Origin of the sequence: Bradyrhizobium sp. STM 3557, assembly GCF_045571465.1 — a bacterium.
GTDB lineage: Bacteria > Pseudomonadota > Alphaproteobacteria > Rhizobiales > Xanthobacteraceae > Bradyrhizobium.
The window spans coordinates 7,669,126-7,691,761 of the sequence record NZ_CP120697.1; the positions used below are offsets into that span (position 1 = coordinate 7,669,126).

Consider the following 22,636-nt stretch of genomic DNA (forward strand, 5'->3'; position numbering starts at 1 on the left):
ACAGACGGCGCGCGGATCAATCCTTGCGGTTGTTCGCCGACAGCTGTTCCTTGAGCGCCGCCAGCTTGGCGAAGGGCGAGTTCGGATCGATCGGCCGGTCGCGCTCACGCGGATTCGCGCTCGAGGCGTACGGCCGCAGCGACGGGCCGCCCTTGTCGCGGCCGCCCTTGTCGCGGAAATCGCGTCCCGGACGCCCCTCGCGCTCGCCACCGAACTTACCGCCCTTGTTGCGGTCACGCTCACGGTCGCGGCCCTTGCCCTCGTGATCGCGGCGCGGCGGACGATCCTCGCGGGGCGCCTGCCCCTCGCCTGCGGCCTGCTGCGCGCCCTCGCGCGGCGGTCCCTTGCGAAAGTCCTTGCCGAACTCCTTGACCCGGTCGCGGCGCCCCTGACCGCCATGGCGACGCTCGCGCTGCTCGCCTTCGCCGCTGGCTGCCGGCTCGCCACCGGCCTGCTGGCCACGCTCCTGGTGCGGGCGATGATGATGTCGGCCACCGCGTTGATGCTCGTGGCGCGGCCGGCGCTCCTCGGAACGGCCGCCGGGCCGCCAGACCTCGACCAGCGCAGGCTCGGCGGCGGCTGGGGGCGCCGGCTCTGCGGCCGCTGTCTCAGCCGGCGCGGCTTCGCTCGTCACGCTGGCGGCGGGCGCCACATCGCTGGCGGCATCGGCGCCGGCCTCGGGCTGCGGGGCCAATCCGGCCTGCGGCGCCTCGGGGGCTGCAGCAGCTTCGGCAGCGATCGATTCGGTTGCGGCTGGCTCCGGCTCTGCGACGGGCGCTTCGACCGGCGCGGTGACGAAGTCGACCGTCGGCAGCGTCGAGGCTGCGGAGACGGGCGCCGCCGGCTCGCTCGGCTCCGGCGCGGCAACCACCTGCTCGGTCACCGGCGCTGCGGCGGCTTCCGCGACCGTGGGCACGGCTTCAGCGGATGCCTCCGGCGCGGCATCGACTGCTGCGTCCGCCGGCGTCTCTCCGACGATCTCACCGGCCTCATTGGAGGTCGCGGTAGCTGCTTCCGCCGGCGCCGCCTGCTCGGCTGGTGCAGCTTCGGTAGCAGGCGCCTCGACCGGTTTGGGCGGCAGCGGCGCGCGCTTCTCCATGCGATAGCCGAGCGCCTTCAGGATCGAGGCAAAGTCCTCGCCGGCCGATCCCGTCAGCGACGTCATCGCCTGCGTCACCACGAAGCCGCGGCCATCGAAAGCGCCGGCCGGCTTCTCGCCGGGCGAATTCTCGCGCCAGGCCAGAGCGGGACGGATCAGGTCTGCAAGGCGCTCGAGGATATCGACGCGCACCGCGCGCTCGCCGCATTGGCGATAGCCGAGCACGCGATAGGCATCGCGCGGCAGCGCCTTGTCGGCAGGGAAAGAGGTGCGGCCCGAGCTTGCCAGATGTTGCGCACCTGTGAGCGCGGACATGTCGACATTGCCCTGCTTCTCGGCCCACAGCAGCGCGGCGAGCGCGCGCGCTGCCGGCTTGAGCAGGCCTGGCAGGTAGATGTGATAGGCGCCGAAGCGCACGCCGTATTTGCGCAAGGTCGCGCGCGAGGGCTGGTCGAGATCCTTCATCTCGCTGGCGATCTTCGCCCGCTCGATCACGCCGAGCGATTCGACGAGCTGGAAGGCGATGCCGCGCGCGATGCCGGTGATGTCCTCGGCCTTGGAGAGCTCGAACAGCGGGCCGAGCAGCTTCTCGATATGCGTCTTCAGCCACAGATCGAGCCGCGCCTGCACCTTGTCGCGGGCAGCACCCGTCAGCCGCTCATCGGCGATGATGCGCAGGCGCGGATGCAGCGCGTCGTCGGCCGCGACCAGCTTGGCCACCGCATCGCCGGTCCAGCGAATGGTGCCGTCTGATGTCAGCACGATGTGCTCATCCGGAGCTGCCGAGAGCTTCTCCGCCCGCGCCTCGATCTCGCCGGCCAACGCCTTCTGGGCGGCCGCCTGCAAGGCCTTGGCTTCGGAGCCGGCCTCGGCGGTGTCGGGCGCAAAGGTGAATCCATCCAGGCGGCCGATCGCGTGCCCCTCAACGATCACTTCGCCGGTCTTGCCGATTTCCGTATTCAAAACACTGTTCTCCCGCAGGCGCCGCATCAATACACTGGTACGGCGATCAACGAAACGCTCCGTAAGCCGTTCATGCAGGGCGTCTGATAATTTATTTTCAAGGTCGCGGGTAATCCCCTGCCAGTAATCGGGGTCGCGCAGCCAGTCGGGCCGGTTGGCGACGAAGGTCCAGGTGCGGATCTGTGCAATCCGTCCCGACAGCGTGTCGATGTCGCCATCGATACGGTCGGCCTGGTCGACCTGGGACGCATACCACGCATCGGGAATGCGACCTTTTTGCATCAAGAAGCCGAACACCGTGGTCACCAGCTCCGCATGCGCGGCCGGCGACAGCTTGCGATAGTCCGGAATCTGGCAGGCTTCCCATAGGCGCTCCACGGCGGCGGCGCCATGCGCCATATCGCGCACCTCGACGTCGCGCGCTGCGTGATCGAGCACGCGCAAATCTTCGGCGATCGGCGCGCGCGTCAGCGCCTCAACGCCGGGCGCCAGCGCCAGCGAGACCTGCAGCGCGCTCAGCGACGAGAAATCCAGCCGCGAATTGCGCCATTGCAGCACCTTCACGCTGTCGAAGGTGTGGTTCTGCAGCGCGTTGACGAGCTCGGGCTCGAACGGTGCACAACGTCCGGTCGTGCCGAAGGTGCCATTGCGCGTCGCGCGTCCGGCACGGCCCGCGATCTGCGCGAATTCCGACGGCGTCAATCTTCGGAACTGATAGCCGTCATATTTGCGGTCGGAGGCGAAGGCGACGTGATCGACGTCGAGATTGAGCCCCATGCCGATCGCATCGGTCGCGACGAGATAGTCGACATCGCCGTTCTGGAACATCGCAACCTGTGCGTTTCGTGTCCGCGGCGACAGCGAGCCGAGCACGACGGCGGCGCCACCATGCTGGCGCCGGATCAGTTCGGCGATCGCATAGACCTCGTCGGCGGAGAAGGCGACGATCGCGGTGCGCCGCGGCTGGCGCGTGATCTTGCGGTCGCCGGCGAATTCGAGCTGCGACAATCGGGGGCGCGTGACCATCGAGGCGCCCGGCAGCAGCCGCTCGATGATCGGGCGCATGGTCGCCGCGCCCAGCAACAGCGTCTCGTCGCGGCCGCGGCGATTGAGGATGCGATCGGTGAAGACATGGCCGCGCTCGAGATCGGCCGCGATCTGGATCTCGTCGACCGCGACGAACGCGACGTCGAGATCCCGCGGCATTGCTTCGACAGTGGAGACCCAGAAGCGCGGATTTTTCGGCTTGATCTTCTCCTCACCGGTGATCAGCGCAACGGACTCGCGCGAGGTGCGATCCAGGATCTTGTTGTAGACCTCGCGCGCAAGCAGCCGCAGCGGCAGGCCGATGATCCCGGAGGAATGCGCAAGCATGCGCTCGATGGCAAGATGGGTCTTGCCGGTGTTGGTGGGACCGAGCACGGCGGTGACGCCGGAGCCCGGAGCACGATCTGGCGTACGCTCGAAGGGCGAGGTCGCCGAGAGAGGAGAAAAGGCCATTCGCTAATTTGGGCTCTCGTGCCGGCGTTGTCAGCGCCGAAGTCAGGGCAATGCGCGCGCTAATGGAACCGCGCGCCTGAAGATGGCGTCCGCCTGGACGCTTGGATCTGTCTCACATTGTTACGCATATAGGGTCGCATCTTCAGCTTCGGAACGCTTTAAGAACGAATCGCGAAGGAATCGCTGACTCGCCTGTTCTTCCGGCTTCGTTCGCTCAACATCTCGCGCCGGCACCGGTTCGCGGCACTAGATCAAGTTTCGGCGCGACCGACAAGCAACCGTTTTACGATGGGGATGGTGAATAGTCAGGGGCCGAGCGAGTCGAATCAGAATCGAGGAAGAGTCAAACTGATTCGCGAGAGCGTTCGCGTGATAAAGCATTCGCAAATGAATAGTGCTGCAGACACCCCCCGCTGTCGTCCCGGGCAAGCGAGCAAAGCGAGCGCAGACCCGGGACCCATAACCACAGGCGAATGTGGTGAAGGCAAGCTGTCGCTCCAATCGTCGTCAATTGAATATCGGTGGTTATGGGTCCCTGCTTTCGCAGGGACGACAGCGGAGTATGCAGCAACAGCGCGGTCAATCGATCAAGGGCGAAGCCGTTCCCACGTCGCCATAGCCGAGCGTGCCGTAAGGCGCGGATGCCCGGCACAGGGCCTGGCATGACGGAGAAAACGTAACAGCCAGTTTACCGTCACAGCGCTACTGCGTCTTCGCGACATGCGGCGGCAGGGCTTGCGTGATGAACGAGGTCGCCTCCAGCATGCCGGTGCCGAACGGGGTCGGGATCACCATGCGGAACGGCACCAGGATGCGGGTGCCTGCGATCGGCACGAAGGCGATCTCGATGTTGCGCGCGGTGGAGAGATATTTGATCACCGGCCGATCGGGGATGTAGCCCGCGACCGGCGTGAAATAGATGGCGCAGACCACGGCGGGGCCGCGATAGCCCTTCTCCGCCTTGACGTTCTCCATGCGCTTGTAATCGAGCTTCAGGTCATAGCGCATGCGGCCGTCGAACACCGAAGCGCCGGCACGGCAGGCCTCCGGCGTCAAGAGCTCGCCATTGCCCGGCACGCGCAAGAGCGAGGCGGTCATCGGGTCGAACACCCCGCGCTTGTTTGCGTCCGTCACCGGCACGCGATCGGGATCGACAGGCGGCTGCGGCTCGATGCCGAACTCCTTCACATTGCCGTTCGCGAGCGTGATGTGGATCTGCTCGGATTTCTTCCCCGTCGTCGTCGAGGCCTGGTAGGCGTTCGCGACCAGCGCGCCGTTGACGATGCGGCCTTGCGATGCGCCGGTGCCGGAGCCCTGCGAGAACGCTTTCAAAAGGCCCGCGGTGCCGCCTTGTGCGGCGGCCGCATAGGTATCGTCGCCGATCTCGATCGCCCAGGAGCCGCGCCCGACCGGGACGCCGGCGAGCGTCGCCTCATATTGCGCGTCGAGCCGGCCTTGCGCGGCGGCTCCGCTCGGCATTGCGGCCCAGGCCAGGGCCAGTAGCGCCAGCCCCGCCGCGGCGAAACCGCGCCGGAGGAGGAATGAGGTCGCCGTCCATGTGCTCACGAGAAGGATGATCCTGCGAAACTGCCGCTGGCCGCCATGTGCCGTCCACGCCGTCATTTACGCGAAAAGGGCGTGCAGATAACGCGGTCGGAGCCTTAAAAGACGGCTTTTCAACCCTTTTGACGGCCGCGCGCGGCCATTTGTCTTCGCCCCGGAATACGCCCTTTTGATGGTATGGAGGTCTGGGCTACACCGTTGATCCGACGCCGCTTTTGGAGCGATTCGGGCGAATGGCGAATAGGGAGTGGCGAATAGGGCAGGCAAGCAGCGAATAGGCGCAAAGTTCCTTCCCTATTCGCCATTCGCTACCCGCTATTCGCCCTAACGCTATTCGCCCGCTCCCCAACCTTGACGCGCGAGCCCTTGGCCCCTATACGTCCGCGTCTCCCAGAGATGGACGAGTTTTGGACCCCTGCGCCGGCCCTTTTGGACGGTCGACAGGTGCGGGGATGAAAGAGGATTTGCAACATGTCGCGGCGCTGTGAACTGACGGCCAAGGGCCCCCAGGTCGGCCACAAGGTGAGCCACTCCAACATCAAGACCAAGCGGCGCTTCCTGCCGAACCTGTGCAACGTGACCTTCATCTCGGATGCGCTCGGCCGCAATGTGCGTCTGCGGGTCTCGACATCAGCGATCAAGAGCGTCGACCACAATGGCGGCTTGGATGCCTATCTGCTCAAGGCCAAGGCCGCCGCGCTGTCGCCGCGCGCGCTGGAACTGAAGCGCGCCATCGAGAAGAAGGCCGCTGAGTCGGCGCCCGCCGCCAAGGCGAGCTGACGAGGCGAACCAGGAAGTTTCACGGCTGGGGCGCGGGGGCGAGTACGCGTCGAGTCCAGTCTGTTGAGTTAGCGTGTTGCAGCGGCCGGGTCGAACGACCCGGCCGTTTTTGTTTTGCGCGGACATCGCCGTGTCACGCCGCTGCGTGTCGCTTCACCGGGTTGATCTTGTCGAGCTCCTTGCCGATCCGGCTTTGCGCGGTCCTCATATCGAAATCGTTCTGCAGATTGAGCCAGAGCTGCGCCGAAGTGCCCAGCGCCTTGCCGAGGCGTAGCGCGGTATCGGCTGAGACCGCCGTCTCCTCATTGACGATTCTCTCGATGCGAGTGCGCGGGAGACCGCAGGCCTTGGCAAGAGCGCCAGCCGAGAGATCGAGCGGGATCAGGAATTCCTCCCGCAAGACCTCGCCTGGGTGCATCGGTGCGAGTTTCTTGGCCATTGATCAAGTTCTCCGTTCTGCGGCCAGCGCGTCTCAATGATCGTCCACGAATTCAACGTCTCGCGGCCACACCGCGCCCGGGCCAAGCGTCGCGTTCGTCGAACTGTCACAAAACGCCACCTTCCCCAAAGCTCGGAACATCCATTACACTCGCGAAGGTCGCGCTGAGGAAGGTTACAATCGTAATGAAGAACATTGTCATCTGCTGTGATGGCACGGGCAACGAGATCAACGAGAACATCTCGAATGTGCTCAAGCTCTATCGGTGCCTGCGCAAGACAGAGAAGACGACGCCGCACCAGGCGGTGTTCTACGACCCCGGCGTTGGCACCCTGGCGCAACCGGACACCTGGCACCGCTTCAAGGCCAATTTCAACCTGGTGCTCGGGCTCGCCACCGGCTACGGGCTCGACGACAACGTGCTGTCGGCCTACAGCTTCCTGGTCCACAATTACGAGGACGGCGACAGGATCTTCCTGTTCGGCTTCTCGCGCGGGGCCTACACCGTCCGGGTGCTGGCCGGGCTGATCCACAAGATCGGGCTGATCTCGCCCGACCAGGTCAATCTCGCAGGCTCGGGCCTGATCGCCTACAAGCAATATTCCAGCACCACGCCGAAAGCCGGCCGCGGCCTCGTCACCGAGACCAGCGACGAGGACGGCCCGCTGCCGGCGGATCGCTTCGACCTCGCGGCACAGTTCGCGCGCATCACCTCGACGCGCTGGCCGACCATTCATTTCGTCGGCGTGTGGGACACCGTGGCGAGCGTCATCGTGCCGCGCGCCGACCGCTTCTTCATCGGCTTCAGCCTGGAGGAGCTCGCCTTCACCATCGCCAATCCCAGCGTCAGGATTTTCCGGCAGGCAGCGGCGATCGACGAGCGGCGCTGCATGTTCCGCCTCAAAGCGTGGGCCGATCCGCAGACATTCAGGCACAACCGCTTCAACGACGCCCATGCCGAGCCGCAGGATATTCGCCAGGTGTGGTTCGCCGGCGTGCATTCCGATGTCGGCGGCGGCTATCCGGAAAAGGATTCCGCGCTGTCGAAATATCCGTTGCTGTGGATGATCGACGAGGCCGTAGCGGCGGGGCTCTCGGTCAATCCGCGCACGGTGAACCAGCTCGCCTGGGGCGTGCAGCGCAAGAACAGCCCGTTCAGCTATGTCGCGCCGAGCATTCGCGGCACGCTGCACGATTCGATGACGCCGGCCTGGCGCTTGCTCGAACTCCTGCCGAAAAGCGCAAAATACAAGGAGTGGCCGCAGCGGCAGGTGCATTTCGGCTGCTACATCCCGGACCGCGAGCCGCGCTTCATTCCCGACGGTGCACATATCCATGAAAGCGTGCTGATGCGGATCGCGGAAATGCCGGACTACCGGCCGGTCAACCTGCCCGGGTCTTACGAGCGCGTGCCGCTGCCGGTGAAGGGCGACGGTTAGTCTGTCGGACTGTGCGCGCCACCTACTCCCCCGTCGTCCCGGGCAAGCGAGCACCGCGAGCGCGACCCGGGATCCATAACCACCGCCATCGCTGTGACATTAAGCCGTTGCCACATCGCTGCTCACAAGCACGCCCCGGGTTAACGGTCCCTGCTTCTCGCAGGGACGACAGTGGAGAACGCGGCCTGAGTGGGCTCGATATACACCGCCGCAAGCGCGACGACGACGGACTGAGATGAGACCTACTTGCGTGCGCGCGCGATGGTGCCGGCGATGATCTGCATCGCGACGCCGGCGACCCAGCCCGCCATGATCGCCCAGGTCCAGGCGATGTGCGGCGGCTCGCGCAGGATGATGATGGCGACGGAGACGAACGCTGTCAGCGTTGCCAGAAAGGTGCCGAACGCAGTCAGGAATTCTGCGGCATCGATCTTGCGGGCCGCCGGCGTCCCCTCTTCATGTGGATGGAACGGCCGCGGCGGCGTGTCGACCCCGAGATAGAAGCCGAACGCACCCGACAGCATCATCAGGATGAGAAAGCCCTGGGTGGTCAGCGCCGGAATGCTGGAGCCGACATGGGCGCCCACGAAGACGCCGCAGGCCGCGCCCGCCAGAGCGAGGCCCGACCGTTCCAGCACATGAGCGAATTTCCTGACCCGAAATCGCATAGGGTATATCCTGCGTAACGGACATCTGCGGTTGCCGCAAATCGCCGGCTCCGGTCCATTATTAACGCAGGTTAAGCGGCGTGGTTCAGGTCGATATTGAGATAGCTCAAGCTGGCATCGGCCGACCTGCGTGACCCGGCCTGACGAACGTTGGCGATCTCATCGCGCGGCTGTGACCGTGCCGATGGGTCCGGCCGCCTGCCGTCACTTGCGCGGCTGGATCAAGGCGAGGCCCGTGGCATCATCCTTGACCTTCTGCAGATGGGTTGGACTTTCGGTAATCACAAGCTCGAGCGTCGGACGCACCTTCCCCGATCCGAGATGGCCGGCCAATGCCGATCCGTCGCGGCGTCCGACCACCAGATGCACATGGATGGACGGCTCGCCTGATGGCGCGAGCGCGACGTCGCCGATCAGGGACGCGACCTCGACCTGCTCGTCGACCTCGTTGCTCAGATAGCGCTTGTCCTGCCAATCGAAATATTTCAGCGTCACCGCGCTGAAGGCGCCGATGCCGCTGATCTGGGCGGCGGCGATGCTGTGCTGCTTTGCGAATGACTCGATGCAGTTCATCGCCTCGTCGCCGGTCTCCAGCACGAGCGCAAAGGTGCGCTGCCTGCCGCTTTCATGAAGAAGCTTGTGCTGCATGGTGCATCCTCTTCGCATGATCATTGGCGCGCACGGCGACGCTTAGCTCGCCGCGCCGGCTGAGCGCGCGAATGCGGTCCGCGGTCCGGCAGGCGATCGCCTGGATGGTCAGGGACGGATTGACGCCGCCGACGGTCGGAAACACCGAGCCGTCGCAGATCCACAGATTGGGAATGTCCCAGCTGCGGCAGTCCGCATCGACGACGCTGGATGCGGGATCGCTGCCCATCCGCGCCGTGCCATTGAGATGGCAGGTGTCGTCGTCCTGGATCCAGATGTCCTTGGCGTCGATTACCTCGAGCGCCTGCCGCATGAATTTCAGGGAGTGATGGATCAGCCGCTTGTCGTTGTCGCACCACGAGTAGGTGACGCGCGGAATGCGCAGGCCATACTGATCGACCTCCTCGGTCAGGGTCACCCGGTTGGATTCCTGCGGCAGCATCTCGCCGACGATCTTGAGCCCGACCACGTGGTTGTAGTCCTTCATCGCATCGACGAGCGCCTGACCCCAGAGGCCCCGCGCGCTCATCAGCGTGTTGGCCCAGAGCTGCGGCAGCGGCCCCTGGCTCATATACGCGTAGCCGCCGAAGAAATCCTTGCCCCGATCCTCGTAGTTCCAGTGCTCCGTGATGGCAAGCGACGGCGGCCCCTTGTACGAGCGCACCTCTTCGTCCATCCGGCCCCAGACCGCCTGATTGGATTGGACCATGAGATTCTTGCCGACGAGACCCGAGCTGTTGGCAAGGCCGTCCGGAAACCTGTCGGTTGCGGAATTGAGCAGCAGCCGCGGCGTTTCGATGGCATAGCCCGCGACCACCACGTTTCGTGCGCGTTGGAAATGCCAGGCGCCTTCGCGGTGATAGTGCACGCCGCAGACGAGACCGGACGGAGCCACCTCGACGCGGCCGACCATTGCCAGATCGCGGATCTCCGCGCCGGCGGCAAGGGCGCGCGGGATCCAGGTGACCAGCGCGCTCTGCTTGGCATTGGTCGAACAGCCGGTGACGCAGAAGCCGCGATAGACGCAAGGATGGGCGAGGCCGCGCGGCGCCGACAGCGTGGCGAGCGGCGTCTCGGTCCAGCCGATGCCCATCGCCGCGCAGCCCTGTGCGAGCGCGCGGGCGGCCGCGTTCAAGGGATGCGCGCGATAGGGATAGCGCGGACGCGGTGGGCCCCAGGGATAGGTGACGGGACCGGAGATCTTCAGCGCCTGCTCGACCTCGGTGTAGTAGTCCCACATCTCGCGCCAGTCGAGCGGCCAGTCGGCGCCATAGCCGAGCAAGGTGCGCGACTTGAACCATTCGGGACGGAAGCGGAGCGAGACCATCGCAAAATGCACAGTCGAGCCGCCCACGGCCTTGCCGCTGTTGTTGCTGCCGAGCTGCAGCGGGTTGGCGCCATCCACGATGCGGTCGTCGGTCCAGTAGAGCTTCGTCTGCTCCGATTCATCGGACGCGAAATCCTCCAGCGGCCGGTAGTAAGGACCCGCATCGAGCGCCACCACCGAGAAACCGTATTCGGCAAGCTTGCAGGCCAGCGTGCCGCCGCCCGCCCCGGTGCCGACGATGGCGAAATCGACCGGATCGTTGTCGCGATACTGCCGCATCGGCACCCAGCCGCCCGGCCGGAACACATCCGGTGCACGGCGATCGCGCGCTCGCGGCGCATGCCGGGGATCATCGGACATGGCGATTGCTCCGCCGGGCCTTGTCCTCATGGCCCTGCTTCGCCTCGGCCGCTTCCCAGGGATCGCGCTCGCCAAAGTCGAGCCGAACATAGCCCCGCGGGCTCGCCGGTCCGCCCCAGCCGATCTCGCTCCACGCCGTCGGATGCGCGTAGTAGGCCAGCACGATATCGCGGGCCATGCGCATCTTGAAAAAGTCATGAGAGCGCATCCCGCTCCATTCCGGCGCTTTCAATTCGCCGGCTTCGGCACGCCGAAGCAGCACATCCTGCAGCGGTTCTGACAACGCAGAGAAGCGCATCCCGTATGCCCTGGTGGCCTCGGCGTCCAAAGCCTTCAGCCCGACGCGCCAGGCCTCTCCATCGCGCGCCATGCCCGATCCGCGATAGCCGTCCATGATCGCGTGGTCGAGCTTGTGATCGACCAGGGCCGCGATCGGGACCGGCGGCCGGCCAAGAGGCTGTGGAATGATCCGCGCGGCGATCGCCGTGACCGTGGCGAATTCCTCGGCGGTGAAGAACTTCGGCTCCGGTGCGAGTGCCAGCCGCCGGCTGATGACCTCGCGCGTCTTCTCATTCCACGACGGCCCGGACCATTTGGCGAGCACGTCATATCCGGGATAGCGATCGTCGCTGTCAGACGGCCGGCGCGCGTCATGCATCGGGATGCTCCCTCATCAGGCCAAGCGCCGCGAGACCGGCAAGCGCAAGGCCGGCGAAGCTCGGCGGCGCCGGAAGCGGCGGCCCGTTCAGAATGTTCTGGCTCCAGTTGCGCCAACCGCCCATGTTGCGCGAGACGCCATAGGCATGGAAGCCGACGCCGGCAAAGCCCATGAGCGCAAGCAGCCGCATCCACCAGCGCGTCAGGCGATGCTCTGGTCCGCGCCGGCCGCTCGCCGCCGACATCAACAGCGCGGCGCCGACCGGGGGCAGCGTGACCGGGACCATCATGAACGGGTTGTGATAGGCGCCGCGGAAATGCAGCAGGCCCGCTTCGCCGCTCGTGCCGAGCAGACCGGCGCCGACAACGGCGGCGATCGCGCGCCCCGCCGGAAGACGGAAGATTTCCGGCCGACGGCGCGGCCCGTCGGTTTCGCGCACGCGCTCCGAGCAGAAGCCGAGCAGCCCGGACAGCAGGATCGCCATCGGCGCGCCGATCGGAGCGCCGTAGAACAGATTCTGCCAGCAGAAGCCGCCGACCTTCTTGCCGATATTGTAGAGATGAAATCCGGTGCCGAGCAAGCCGGTGGCCGCCGCCAGCAGATAAGTCGCATCGCGCGCTTTATGCGCGAAGGGTCTCATGTCGGCCGTGCCGTGCAGGCTCGTCGCCAGCGTGAGCGCGGACACGATCAGCGGCGCGTACATCGCCTTGTTCTTGAACGAGCCACGGTAATGCTCGACGGTGGAATCGGCGAGCACCGACACGGCGAGCGTGCCGGCTGCCGTGTTGAGCTTGCGCGCTGCGCTCACCGTGACCGGCCGCGCGCCACCGTCGCGGCGCGCCGCAATCGCGCGACGCGGCGGCGCAAGGCGAGGCTGTGGCGTGCGCGCCGACATGACCGATGCGAGAGCCAGGCCCGAGACAGCGAGCCCCGCCAGCGCAAGCAGATCCCGCTCGACTGCCTTGCTCATGACGCTCCTGACACCGCATAGCGCGCCGCATCCTTGCGCTTGAACACCAAGCCGTTGCCGGCGCGCGTCAGATCCGGCGCGATCTGTCCGTTGCGCGGGCGTGGCGCGCCGTCGAACAGCATGCTTTCGATCCGCGCATGGTCATGGAACCATTCGAGGTGACGCAGGCGCGGTGCAGCGCAGGCGACATGCAGATGCAACGCGGGCGCGCAATGGCCGGACAGGTCGACGTGAAAGGCATCGCAGAGCGCGGCGATCTGCAGAAAGCCCGTGTAACCTCCGCAGCGCGTCGCGTCAGCCTGCTGCACGTCGACCGCCCGCTCCTGCAGCATCGCGCGGACGTAGTCCATGGTGTAGGCATATTCACCGGCCGCGATTTCCATGCCGACCGGCGCGTAATTTCGCACCATCGCCAGTCCCGCCAGATCGTCCGATGACACCGGCTCCTCGAACCAGCCGACATCCTGCTCTGCAAATTGCTCGGCCAGCGCGATCGCCTGCTTCGGCCCATAAGCGCCGTTGGCATCGACAAACAAGGTTGCATCACCAATGGCATGCTTGGCGATCTCCACACGATGCGGATCCCGCGCAGGCTCGGAGCCGATCTTCATCTTGACGAATTTGCAGCCTTGCTCGGCGACCCAGCCGCCGAGTTGCTGTTCAAGCTCAGGATCGGAATAGGTGGTGAATCCGCCGCTGCCATAGATCGGAACGGAGGTGCGACATGCGCCGAGAAGCGACACCAAGGGCATATCGAGCAGGCGCGCTTTCAGATCGTACAGCGCGGTATCGACCGCCGAGATCGCCGTCGCGGCGATACCTTCGCGGCCAAGATTGCGGACCGCACGCTCCATCACGGCAAAAGCAGCCTGCGGCGATAGTGCATCCTTGCCCTTGATCTTGCCCGCGAGCGTATCGCGGATGAGATCGACGACGCAGGCCGACGAATAGGTGTAGCCGAGGCCGCTTTGTCCGCCGGCCGCGATCTCGACCACAATCAGCGTCGTGGCGTTCCAGGCGATCGTGCCGTCCGCCTCGGGACGATCGGTCGGCACCGTGAACGCCTGCGCGTTCACACTCTCGATCGGAACTTCGGGCTTCATCAGTCTTTCCCGGGCAGCACGCTCGTCAGCAATTCCTTGGCGCTGTTCTTCAGCACGCTGCCGAGCTCTGGCTCGGAGGGGATCATGCTGACGAAATTCTTCGCATCCTTGAGCGTGATATGCGGCGGCAGCGGCGGCACATTCGGATCGGTATAGGCCTCAAGGATCACCGGGCGGTCCGCGGCGAGCGCCTCATCCCAGGCCGCGCCGACCCGGTCGGGATTGTCGACGAAGATTCCCCTGAGGCCGAGCAGCTCGGCATAACGGTGATAGGGGAAATCCGGGATGCTTTGCGTCGACCCGGTCTTGCCGGCGCCGAGCTGGATGCGCTCTTCCCAGGTCACCTGGTTGAGGTCGCGATTGTTGAGCACGAGCACGATCAGATGCGGGTTCGACCACTGCTTCCAGTATTTGGAAATCGTGATCATGACGTTGAGGCCGTTCATCTGCATCGCGCCGTCGCCCATGCAGGCGATCACCGTGCGATCGGGATAGGCCATCTTTCCGGCCACGGCATAGGGCGTGCCGGCGCCAAGCGACGCGAGGCCGCCCGACAGCGACGCCTTCATGCCGCGGCGCATCTTGAGATCGCGCGCATACCAGTTCGCGACCGAGCCGGAGTCCGCGGTGATGATCGCATTATCAGGCAGGCGCGGCGACAGCTCCCAGAACACACGCTGCGGATTGAGCGGCTCGGCCGAATCCATCGCGCGGTCCTTCAGCGTGTCCCACCACTCGCGCATGCCCTCTTCGATCCCCTGACGCCACGATGACCGCTTCTTCTGCGTCAGCAGCGGCAGCAGCGCGCGCAGGGTCGCGGCACTGTCGCCAACCATGTTGACTTCCATTGGATAACGAAGGCTCAGGCGACTGCCATCGATATCGATCTGGACGCCGCGGGCCGCACCGGGCTTGGGCAGGAATTCGCTGTAGGGGAAGGCCGATCCGACCATCAGGAACGTGTCGCAATTCTTCATCAGGTCCCAGCTCGGACGCGTTCCCAGAAGTCCGATCGAACCGGTGACGAAGGGCAGATCGTCAGGGAGCGCGGCCTTGCCCAGCAGGGCCTTTGCGACACCGGCCTGCAGACGGTTTGCAACCTCGATCACCTCGTCCGTCGCGTCCAGCGCGCCGGCGCCGACCAGCATCGCGACCTTGCTGCCGGCGTTGAGGACATCGGCAGCGGCCTCCAGCAGCGCCTGATCCGGGAGCTTGGCTGGACCTGCATAGCCGACGCCGGTATGGGTCGCGCCATGCGCAAGCGGCGGATCCTTGTAGTCGAGCTCCTGGAGGTCGTTCGGCAGGATCACGCAGGAAACGCCGCGCTTGTTGTGGGCGATGCGCACGGCGCGATCGATGAGGTGCCGTACCTGCTCGGGCACGCTGGCGATCGCGACGTATTCGGTGACATCCCGAAACAATGTATGAAGATCGACTTCCTGCTGATAGCTGGCGCCGATCGCGCTGCGCGCCTGCTGACCGACCAGCGCGACCACGGGAACGTGGTCCATCTTGGCGTCGTAAAGTCCGTTGAGGAGATGGATGGCACCCGGGCCGGAGGTTGCATAACAAAGTCCCACCTGCCCGGTGAACTTCGCATGGGCCGAGGCCATGAACGCCGCCATCTCCTCATGGCGGACCTGGACGTACTCCATCTTGTCCTTGGCCTTTTCCAGCGCAACATCAAGGCCGCCGACACCGTCTCCCGGATATCCGTAGACGCGCTTCAATCCCCATTCTGACAGGCGTTGCCAAACATATTCGCTGACGTTCATCGGCTTGATCCATATCTCGGAGCACGAGGTAATCGGCTGGGAATACGGATCAAACGGAAGATTGCGGCAAAGGTTGCAGACTGAACGATTGTTTAGATTCGGCGGACGGAATGTTCCGCGCGTCGCATTCCACGACACACGGGTGGTAGCGACGCCGCTCGGTGGAGGCATCGCTTCCAGTTCCCACCGCGTCCCCGTCCGCAGAGACGCGCACTCTTCCTGCTCGTCAACGCAAGTCAGGCGGCCTTGTTCAGATCGGCATTAAGATGACGCAAGCGCGGCATGACCTCATGCTTCAAGAGTTCCAACGAGTGCCGCCATGCTTCCGGCTCGTGCTTGTAGTCGAAGCCGAACACCAGGAGCGTGCCGAAGCCGCCGACCTCGCTCCAGATCGTCTCGATCTTCTCGGCGACGGTCGCCGGCGAGCCGACGATCCAGTTGTGCCTGGCGCAATACTCGACGGTCACATCGGTATCGGGCACATCGGGCGCATGTTTCAGATAGTCCTTGAAACCGAAATGGCCGAGCAGCGGCAGGAAGTACTCGCCCATCATCCGGCCCATCATGTCGCCGGTCGAGAGCCGCCAGGCTTCCTCGTCGGTATCGGCCACGAACACCTCCCGCACCAGCCGCCAGTCGCCGCGGCGCGGCGTGCGCCCGGTCTTGGCCGCGCCCGCCTCGACCGAATCCCAATGCGAGGACACATAGGCCGGATTGAGATTGAGGCTCATCGGGATGAAGCCGCGCTCGCCGGCCAGCTTCAAGGTATCGGAGTTCTTGGATAGTCCTGCGACTCCGATCGGCGGATGCGGCGCCTGCACCGGCTTGATGTGAGGTTTGAGGAAATCGAACATCGGCTCGGACTTGGTCACCGTCCAGTATTTGCCCTTGTAGGTAAACGGAGCGGGTTCGGTCCAGAGTTTCAGGATGATCTCCAGCGCCTCGCGTGTCATCTCGCGATTCTGGCCGCTCATGCCGTCGACATTGAACATGGCCCAGTCGCTCGGCAGGCCGGAGGCAGCGACGCCGAAATTGAGTCGGCCGTCGGAAAGATGATCGAGCATCGCAACCCGGTTCGCGAGCTCGGCGGGGTGGTGGTAGGGGAGCAGGAAGCCGCCCGGACCGAGGCGGATATTCTTCGTCTCACGGAACGCCTGCGCGAGGATCAGATCGGGCGCCGGATGCGGTTCCCAAGGCGCGGTGTGGTGCTCGCCGATCCAGGCTTCCTGATAGCCGAGCTCGTCGAGCCAGCGCAGCACCTGCAGGTCCCACTCCTGGCCCTCCTTCAGCCCGCACTCCGGCGGATGCGAGGGCATCGTGAAATATCCGATTTCCATGGCCGCTTTCCTCTCGCGCTTGTTGCGGCGCATCTTTGCGATGCGCTCATTGTCACGCGCGACGAAGCACGACCAGACGAGTCGGCGTGGCCGCACGTGGTCTGCGAAGTCTAGCACTTCGCCGGACGGCTACAATCATCGGCTGCGGGGCTGGCCGAATAGTGACGTGAACGATGACCGCCGCATCAAAGCGCATTGCCGGCGTCGCGGCTGTCGCCGCGCGCCGGCTTCGATCATCGACGAGCCGAGGACGGCTAGCGCGAACCGAACGTGGTCTTGCCGAACAGCTCCTTGAACTGGCTCGGCTGCGCCCGCCAATACGGCTTCGGCGCGCTGACTTGGCCGCCGAGCGCGGCGGCCGCATGCCAGCCCCAGCGCGGATCGTAGAGCATGCCGCGCGCGAGCGCGACCATATCGGCCTTGCCGGAGGCAATGATGTCCTCGGCGTGCTGGGCTTCGGTGATCAAGCCGACTGCGATAGTCGGCAGTCCCGTCGCCTGCTTCACCGCATGGGCGAACGGCACCTGATAGCCCGGCCCTGGCTTGATCTTCTGCAGAGGCGAGGCGCCACCGGAGGACACGTCGATCCAGTCGGCGCCGCGCCGCTTCAGCTCTTGTACAAATGTGATGGTCTGGTCGAGATCCCAGCCGCCCTCGACCCAGTCGGTCGCAGAGACGCGCATGCCGATCGGCTTGTCGGCGGGAAACACGGCACGGACCGCATCGAACACTTCGAGCGGAAAGCGCATGCGGTTCTCGAGGCTGCCGCCATAGTCATCGGTGCGGTGGTTGGCGATCGGGGACAGGAACTGATGCAGGAGATAGCCGTGCGCGCCGTGCAGTTCGAGCGCATCGATGCCAAGACGGTCGGCGCGCCTCGCCGCATCGACGAATGCATTGCGGATGCGCTCGAGCCCGGCCGCATCGAGTGCGGCAGGAGGCAGCTCGCCTTCCTTCTGCGGAACGGCCGATGGCGCTACCGCCTGCCAGCCGCCGTCCGCAATTGGAATCTGCTGACCGCCGTTCCACGGCGTTTGGCTGGAGCCTTTACGTCCGGCATGCGCGAGCTGCATCGCGATCGCAGCATCAGAGCGCTTATGCGCCGAGGCGATGATCGGCTTGAGTGCGGCCTCGGTGATATCGTCCCACAGCCCAAGGCAACCCGGCGTAATCCGGCCGATCGGCTCGACATGCGTCGCCTCGATGCAGAACATCGCGGCACCCGACAGCGCCAGCGAATTGATGTGGGTGAAATGCCAATCATTGGCCGCGCCGTTCTCGGCCGAATACTGGCACATCGGCGATACGACGATACGGTTGGCGAGCTCGAGCTTGCGGAGCTTGATCGGAGAAAACAGGGCACTCATGCGGGGGGATTCCAGGCGGGATGAAGGGATGATCATACGTAGTGGGCCGCCCGATCTTCCTCAACCGCACGACGATCGCTGCGTACTGGCAGCTTTGATCAATTCGAGGTTAGACGTGCGATCTTCTCCAAGCATACCGCTGTCGTCCCTATCAGGCGCGCAATCGCGCGCCGAGAACGCAGGGACCCATACCGCGTGATGTTCGAAACGGGCACGTGGCGAATAGCACGCGCAACAATCAGATCCTGTGGTTATGGATCCCGGGTCGCGCTCACTTCGTTCGCTTGCCCGGGACGACACCGGAGAGTTGGACGCGCTGCATCACTCTACCAGCGTGAACTGCAAGAGCAGCGTGCGTTGGATCATCGAGAAATTGTCGTCGGACACCATCGTCAGCACGGTGTCGCCCTCCGGCGTGACATGGGCATCGATGCCTTCCATGTTGTCGATCTCCTGGCCGAGATCGGCGTTGAAGATCGCGGGACCATCGACCAGCGCGCCCGGCGTGATCGAGGCCAGCGCGATGCGCCGGATGCGGATGCCGACGCCTGAGAACAGTGAGAATTTCCGCTCCAACACCAGCAGATCGCTCGGGGGCAGAATCACCGCGTCGCTGATGTCGAAATCAGCGGTGCGACGGATGCTGAACTGGCCCGGCGCCGGACCACCCACCAGGAAGGCGATCAGGTTGCCGCTCCCATCGAGCCCGCGCTCGGACAGCGCGAGCAGCGTGCCCGCAAGCGGTAGGCCCTTCGGCACCACCACCAGCGCCTCGAGCCCCTTATTGTCAGGCAATCGCTTCGCGGCCGGCGGCAATGGCACCACCTCGCCGCGTGAGCGGAGAAACCCTTTCGCGAGGTCGAAGCGCATCACCTGGTTGACGCGCTCGAGCCCGACATAGGCGATGTCGCCATCGACCGCGAGGGATTCGGAATCGTACCATCCGTGATCTGTGATCGGCTTGCCGTCCATGAACAGCAGCGGCGCCGCCTCCATGTCGGTCAGCGCGGCCATGCCGCGGCCCGAATAGACGATGCGGCCGGTGAACCAGGCGCCCTGATCGCTGACGGAGATGAAGCGCTCGCCTCTGGAATCGAGGAAGCGAAAGGCTGAGAGGCCGCCGAACCCTGGAAAGCTCGAGGTCAGCACCAGCCCGCTGCGATACTCCAATTCGCCGAAACGCATCCGCGAGCGATCGCGCAGATCGAACGACGGCAACGGCCGTGCCTTCACCTCGATCGATACGGGAGCTGAAACGGAGAACTCATTGCGGGTCGCGCGCTTGGCAGAATACTGCCGCGCGAGGTCGGCGCGGGCTGTTCCCGGCGCAAGCACCACGGCGCCAGCCGTGAGCGACGTCAGAACGTCGCGGCGAGAAACTCGCGATCGATCATCCCTCATGGTGAGGAGGCGCGGAGCGCCATCTCGAACCATGAGGCCGTGCTATGGCCTCATCCTTGACGCGGCGAAAATGCCGCTTCTCAGGATGAGGTTCCCCTTCCCCCTCGCCGGCCATGCTCCAAACTCTACGAATGCAGCCTACGTTTCGGTGCGTGTGTCGGCTGCGGCGCAGCGTGGGTCTCGGTGAACAGCTCGGCCAGCTTCTCGGTGATCGCACCGCCAAGCTCCTCGGCATCGACGATGGTGACGGCGCGGCGATAGTAGCGCGTCACGTCGTGACCGATGCCGATCGCGATCAGCTCGACCGGCGAGCGGTTCTCGATCTCCTCGATGATGTGCCGCAGGTGCCGTTCCAGATAGTTGCCGGGGTTGACCGACAGCGTGGAATCGTCGACCGGCGCACCGTCCGAGATCATCATCAGGATCTTGCGCTGCTCGGGGCGGCCGAGCAGGCGCTTGTGCGCCCAGTCCAGCGCCTCGCCGTCGATGTTCTCCTTGAGCAGGCCCTCGCGCATCATCAGGCCGAGATTCTTGCGTGCACGCCGCCACGGCGCATCGGCCGACTTGTAGATGATGTGGCGCAGATCGTTGAGGCGGCCGGGATTGGCCGGCTTGCCGGCGGCGAGCCAGGCCTCGCGCGACTGCCCGCCCTTCCAGGCGCGCGTGGTGAAGCCAAGGATCTCGACCTTGACGCCGCAACGCTCCAAGGTGCGCGCGAGGATGTCGGCGCAGGTCGCGGCCACGGTGATGGGGCGTCCGCGCATCGAGCCGGAATTGTCCAGCAGCAGCGTCACCACAGTGTCGCGGAAGGTCGCCTCCTTCTCGCGCATGAAGGACAGCGGGTGATAGGGATCGGTCACCACGCGCGACAGCCGCGCCGGATCCAGGATGCCCTCTTCGAGGTCGAACTCCCAGGCGCGATTCTGCTGCGCCATCAGCCGGCGCTGCAGCCGGTTGGCCAGCCGCGCGACGATGCCCTGCAGATGCGCGAGCTGCTTGTCGAGATAGGAGCGCAGCCGCTCCAGTTCGTCATGGTCGCAAAGATCCTCAGCCGCGATGACCTCGTCGAATTTCGGCGCGAAGGCGTGATATTCCGGACCGCGCGGCTCATTGGCGCCGCCGCGATGCGGCCGTGTCGCCTCGCCCGGCGTCTCGTCATCGCCGAGCTCGCCGTCGTCGAGCGTATCGCTCGCCGAGGCCTGTGCCGCCTCCATCGCGCTTTCCGACATCTCATCCGATGTGGTCTGCGCCTGGTCCGCGCTCATCTCCTGCGCAGCGTCGGAATCAGGCGAGCCTTCGGCTCCTGACTGCTCATTGTCGCCGTCGCGGTTGTCGTCGTCGTTCTCGTCGTCTTCGGAATCGGTGTTGCGCTCGTCGCCGAGATCGAGCGCCGACAACAGGTCGTGGACGAGGTCGCCGAACCTGGCCTGGTCCTCGGTGAAACGGCTGAGCTCATCGAGCCGCGTGCCGATCTTGTCCTCCAGCGTCGGCCGCCAGAGATCGACCAGCTTCTTGGCGGCGGCCGGCGGCGCCATGCCGGTCAGGCGTTCGCGCACCAGCATCGCCAGCGCATCCGACAGCGGCGCATCGGCACGGTCGGTGATCTCATCATATTTGCCGCGATGGAAGTGATCGTCGAGCATCGCGGTGAGGTTCTTGGCAACGCCCGACATGCGCCGTGCGCCGATCGCTTCGACGCGGGCCTGCTCGACCGCCTCGAACACGCCGCGTGCCTGCGGGTTGCCCGGGATCAGCTTGCGATGGATTTTCGGATCATGACAGGCAAGCTTGAGCGCGATCGAATCGGCATGGCCGCGCACGATCGCCGCATCGCGCTTGGTCATTTTGCGCGCGGGCTCCGGCAGCCGCGCCTTGCCGGGTGCAAGGCCGGGCCGCTCGGCAGCGAAGGAGACTTCGAGCTCCGGTGCCTTGGCGATGGCGCGCAGGCATGCCGTCACCGAGCGCTTGAACGGCTCGGTCGGCGCTTCCTTAGGTCCAGTGCGGAATTTGTTGCTGGATGTGGTCATCGCTGCTCAGCTCGTCGTCCCTGCGAAAGCAGGGACCCATAACCACCGGCGGCTATTGTCATTCGAGCAATTGGCCGCTTGGCTCTCATGAATATCACGCGGTATGGGTCCCGGGTCGCGCTTCCGTCTTCGCCCTCTGGGCTTCGGCGGACACGTCGCTTGCCCGGGACGACACCGGCGTTAGGACAGCGCCACGTTGACGGCGGATTCCGGCAGCTCGGCGTTGAAGCAGCGCTGATAGAATTCCGCGACCAGCGGCCGCTCCAGCTCGTCGCACTTGTTGAGGAAGGTGACGCGGAAGGCGAAGCCGACATCGCCGAAGATCTCGGCGTTCTCCGCCCAGGTGATCACCGTGCGCGGGCTCATCACCGTCGACAGATCGCCATTGGCGAAGGCGTTGCGGGTGAGATCCGCCAGCCGCACCATCTTGTTGACGGTGTCGCGGCCCTGCTGGTTGCGATAATGCCGCGCTTTGGCGAGCACGATCTCGACCTCCTCGTCATGGGCGAGGTAGTTCAGCGTGGTGACGATCGACCAACGGTCCATCTGGCCCTGGTTGATCTGCTGGGTGCCATGATAGAGGCCCGACGTGTCGCCGAGGCCGATCGTGTTGGCGGTCGAGAACAGACGGAACGCCGGATGCGGCTTGATCACCTTGTTCTGGTCGAGCAAGGTCAAGCGGCCGGAGACTTCAAGCACGCGCTGGATCACGAACATCACGTCGGGGCGACCGGCGTCGTATTCGTCAAACACCAGAGCGACATTGTGCTGCAGCGCCCAGGGCAGGATACCGTCGCGGAATTCGGTGACCTGCTTGCCGTCCTTGACCACGATCGAGTCCTTGCCGACCAGATCGATACGGCTGATGTGGCTGTCGAGGTTGACGCGCACGCAGGGCCAGTTCAGCCGCGCCGCGACCTGCTCGATATGCGTCGACTTTCCGGTGCCGTGATAGCCCGTGACCATGACGCGGCGGTTCTTGGCAAAGCCGGCCAGGATGGCGAGCGTGGTGGCGCGATCGAAGCGATAGTCGGAGTCGACTTCCGGCACATGGGGATCGACCTCGGAATAGGCGGGCACCTCGAGGTCGCTGTCGATTCCGAACACCTGCCGGACCGACACCTTCATATCGGGCAAACCGGTCATGTCCTGTGCACTGGCGGTAGCGGCGGTCGTCATTCATCCTCCGAGGTCTCGGGCGATCCCGAAACC

At 65.1% G+C, this 22,636-nt stretch carries 17 protein-coding genes; 2 read left to right on the forward strand and 15 right to left on the reverse strand.

The genetic code is table 11. The annotated features are described in order from the left end of the window. Window positions 1-16 precede the first annotated feature (16 nt). Window positions 17-3,562, reverse strand: coding sequence for a helicase-related protein (locus tag P6U24_RS35400; protein ID WP_407157004.1), 3,546 nt, complete (start codon window positions 3,560-3,562; stop codon window positions 17-19). 702 nt (window positions 3,563-4,264) lie between these two features. Further along, the gene (locus P6U24_RS35405) at window positions 4,265-5,041 is read right to left on the reverse strand and encodes a DUF3108 domain-containing protein (RefSeq protein WP_407160707.1); all 777 of its coding nucleotides are present in this window, start codon (window positions 5,039-5,041) and stop codon (window positions 4,265-4,267) included. 555 nt (window positions 5,042-5,596) lie between these two features. Here P6U24_RS35405 and rpmB point away from each other — a divergent pair. Further along, window positions 5,597-5,905: a 50S ribosomal protein L28 gene (gene rpmB / locus P6U24_RS35410; protein WP_407157005.1), complete on the forward strand. Its 309-nt coding sequence runs from the start codon at window positions 5,597-5,599 to the stop codon at window positions 5,903-5,905. Window positions 5,906-6,038: 133 nt separating this feature from the next. On the opposite strand, the gene P6U24_RS35415 is transcribed toward rpmB, so the two are convergent. Next, window positions 6,039-6,344 (reverse strand): HigA family addiction module antitoxin, encoded by a 306-nt coding sequence (locus P6U24_RS35415; protein WP_407157006.1) that lies wholly within the window; start codon window positions 6,342-6,344, stop codon window positions 6,039-6,041. Between the two features lie 185 nt (window positions 6,345-6,529). Here P6U24_RS35415 and P6U24_RS35420 point away from each other — a divergent pair, with 185 nt between their 5' ends. Beyond that, window positions 6,530-7,783, forward strand: coding sequence for a T6SS phospholipase effector Tle1-like catalytic domain-containing protein (locus tag P6U24_RS35420; protein ID WP_407157007.1), 1,254 nt, complete (start codon window positions 6,530-6,532; stop codon window positions 7,781-7,783). A 242-nt stretch (window positions 7,784-8,025) separates the two neighbouring features. Here the strand turns inward: P6U24_RS35420 and P6U24_RS35425 are convergent, their stop codons facing one another. From P6U24_RS35425 to cobS, 12 genes are all read right to left on the reverse strand, one after another. Continuing rightward, window positions 8,026-8,451 (reverse strand): hypothetical protein, encoded by a 426-nt coding sequence (locus tag P6U24_RS35425; RefSeq protein ID WP_407157008.1) that lies wholly within the window; start codon window positions 8,449-8,451, stop codon window positions 8,026-8,028. Between the two features lie 204 nt (window positions 8,452-8,655). Continuing rightward, window positions 8,656-9,099: a PPC domain-containing DNA-binding protein gene (locus P6U24_RS35430; RefSeq protein ID WP_407157009.1), complete on the reverse strand. Its 444-nt coding sequence runs from the start codon at window positions 9,097-9,099 to the stop codon at window positions 8,656-8,658. Next, window positions 9,077-10,786 carry a GMC family oxidoreductase gene (locus P6U24_RS35435; protein WP_407157010.1) on the reverse strand — a complete coding sequence of 570 codons (1,710 nt, stop codon included), beginning with the start codon at window positions 10,784-10,786 and terminating at the stop codon, window positions 9,077-9,079. The genes P6U24_RS35430 and P6U24_RS35435 overlap by 23 nt, the downstream gene beginning before the upstream one ends. Then, complete coding sequence (locus P6U24_RS35440) at window positions 10,776-11,444, reverse strand: gluconate 2-dehydrogenase subunit 3 family protein (RefSeq protein ID WP_407157011.1); 669 nt, start codon at window positions 11,442-11,444, stop codon at window positions 10,776-10,778. Before P6U24_RS35440 ends, P6U24_RS35435 begins: the two co-directional genes overlap by 11 nt. Continuing rightward, entirely contained in the window at window positions 11,437-12,414 is a 978-nt protein-coding gene (locus tag P6U24_RS35445) for a hypothetical protein (RefSeq protein WP_407157012.1), read from the reverse strand. Before P6U24_RS35445 ends, P6U24_RS35440 begins: the two co-directional genes overlap by 8 nt. Next, entirely contained in the window at window positions 12,411-13,517 is a 1,107-nt protein-coding gene (locus P6U24_RS35450; RefSeq protein WP_407157013.1) for an enolase C-terminal domain-like protein, read from the reverse strand. The genes P6U24_RS35445 and P6U24_RS35450 overlap by 4 nt, the downstream gene beginning before the upstream one ends. Beyond that, a complete protein-coding gene (locus tag P6U24_RS35455; RefSeq protein WP_407157014.1) occupies window positions 13,517-15,292 on the reverse strand; it encodes a thiamine pyrophosphate-requiring protein in 1,776 nt (591 codons plus the stop codon). The genes P6U24_RS35450 and P6U24_RS35455 overlap by 1 nt, the downstream gene beginning before the upstream one ends. 236 nt (window positions 15,293-15,528) lie before the next feature. Next, window positions 15,529-16,629 carry an LLM class flavin-dependent oxidoreductase gene (locus P6U24_RS35460; protein WP_407157015.1) on the reverse strand — a complete coding sequence of 367 codons (1,101 nt, stop codon included), beginning with the start codon at window positions 16,627-16,629 and terminating at the stop codon, window positions 15,529-15,531. Window positions 16,630-16,883: 254 nt separating this feature from the next. Continuing rightward, entirely contained in the window at window positions 16,884-17,996 is a 1,113-nt protein-coding gene (locus P6U24_RS35465) for an NADH:flavin oxidoreductase/NADH oxidase (protein ID WP_407157016.1), read from the reverse strand. Between the two features lie 321 nt (window positions 17,997-18,317). Further along, a complete protein-coding gene (locus P6U24_RS35470; RefSeq protein WP_407157017.1) occupies window positions 18,318-19,397 on the reverse strand; it encodes an esterase-like activity of phytase family protein in 1,080 nt (359 codons plus the stop codon). Window positions 19,398-19,522: 125 nt separating this feature from the next. Beyond that, window positions 19,523-21,424, reverse strand: coding sequence for a cobaltochelatase subunit CobT (cobT, locus tag P6U24_RS35475; protein WP_407157018.1), 1,902 nt, complete (start codon window positions 21,422-21,424; stop codon window positions 19,523-19,525). Between the two features lie 180 nt (window positions 21,425-21,604). Then, on the reverse strand, window positions 21,605-22,603 hold the full coding sequence (gene cobS / locus P6U24_RS35480) for a cobaltochelatase subunit CobS (RefSeq protein WP_407157019.1): 999 nt from the start codon (window positions 22,601-22,603) through the stop codon (window positions 21,605-21,607). Between the last annotated feature and the right edge of the window lie 33 nt (window positions 22,604-22,636).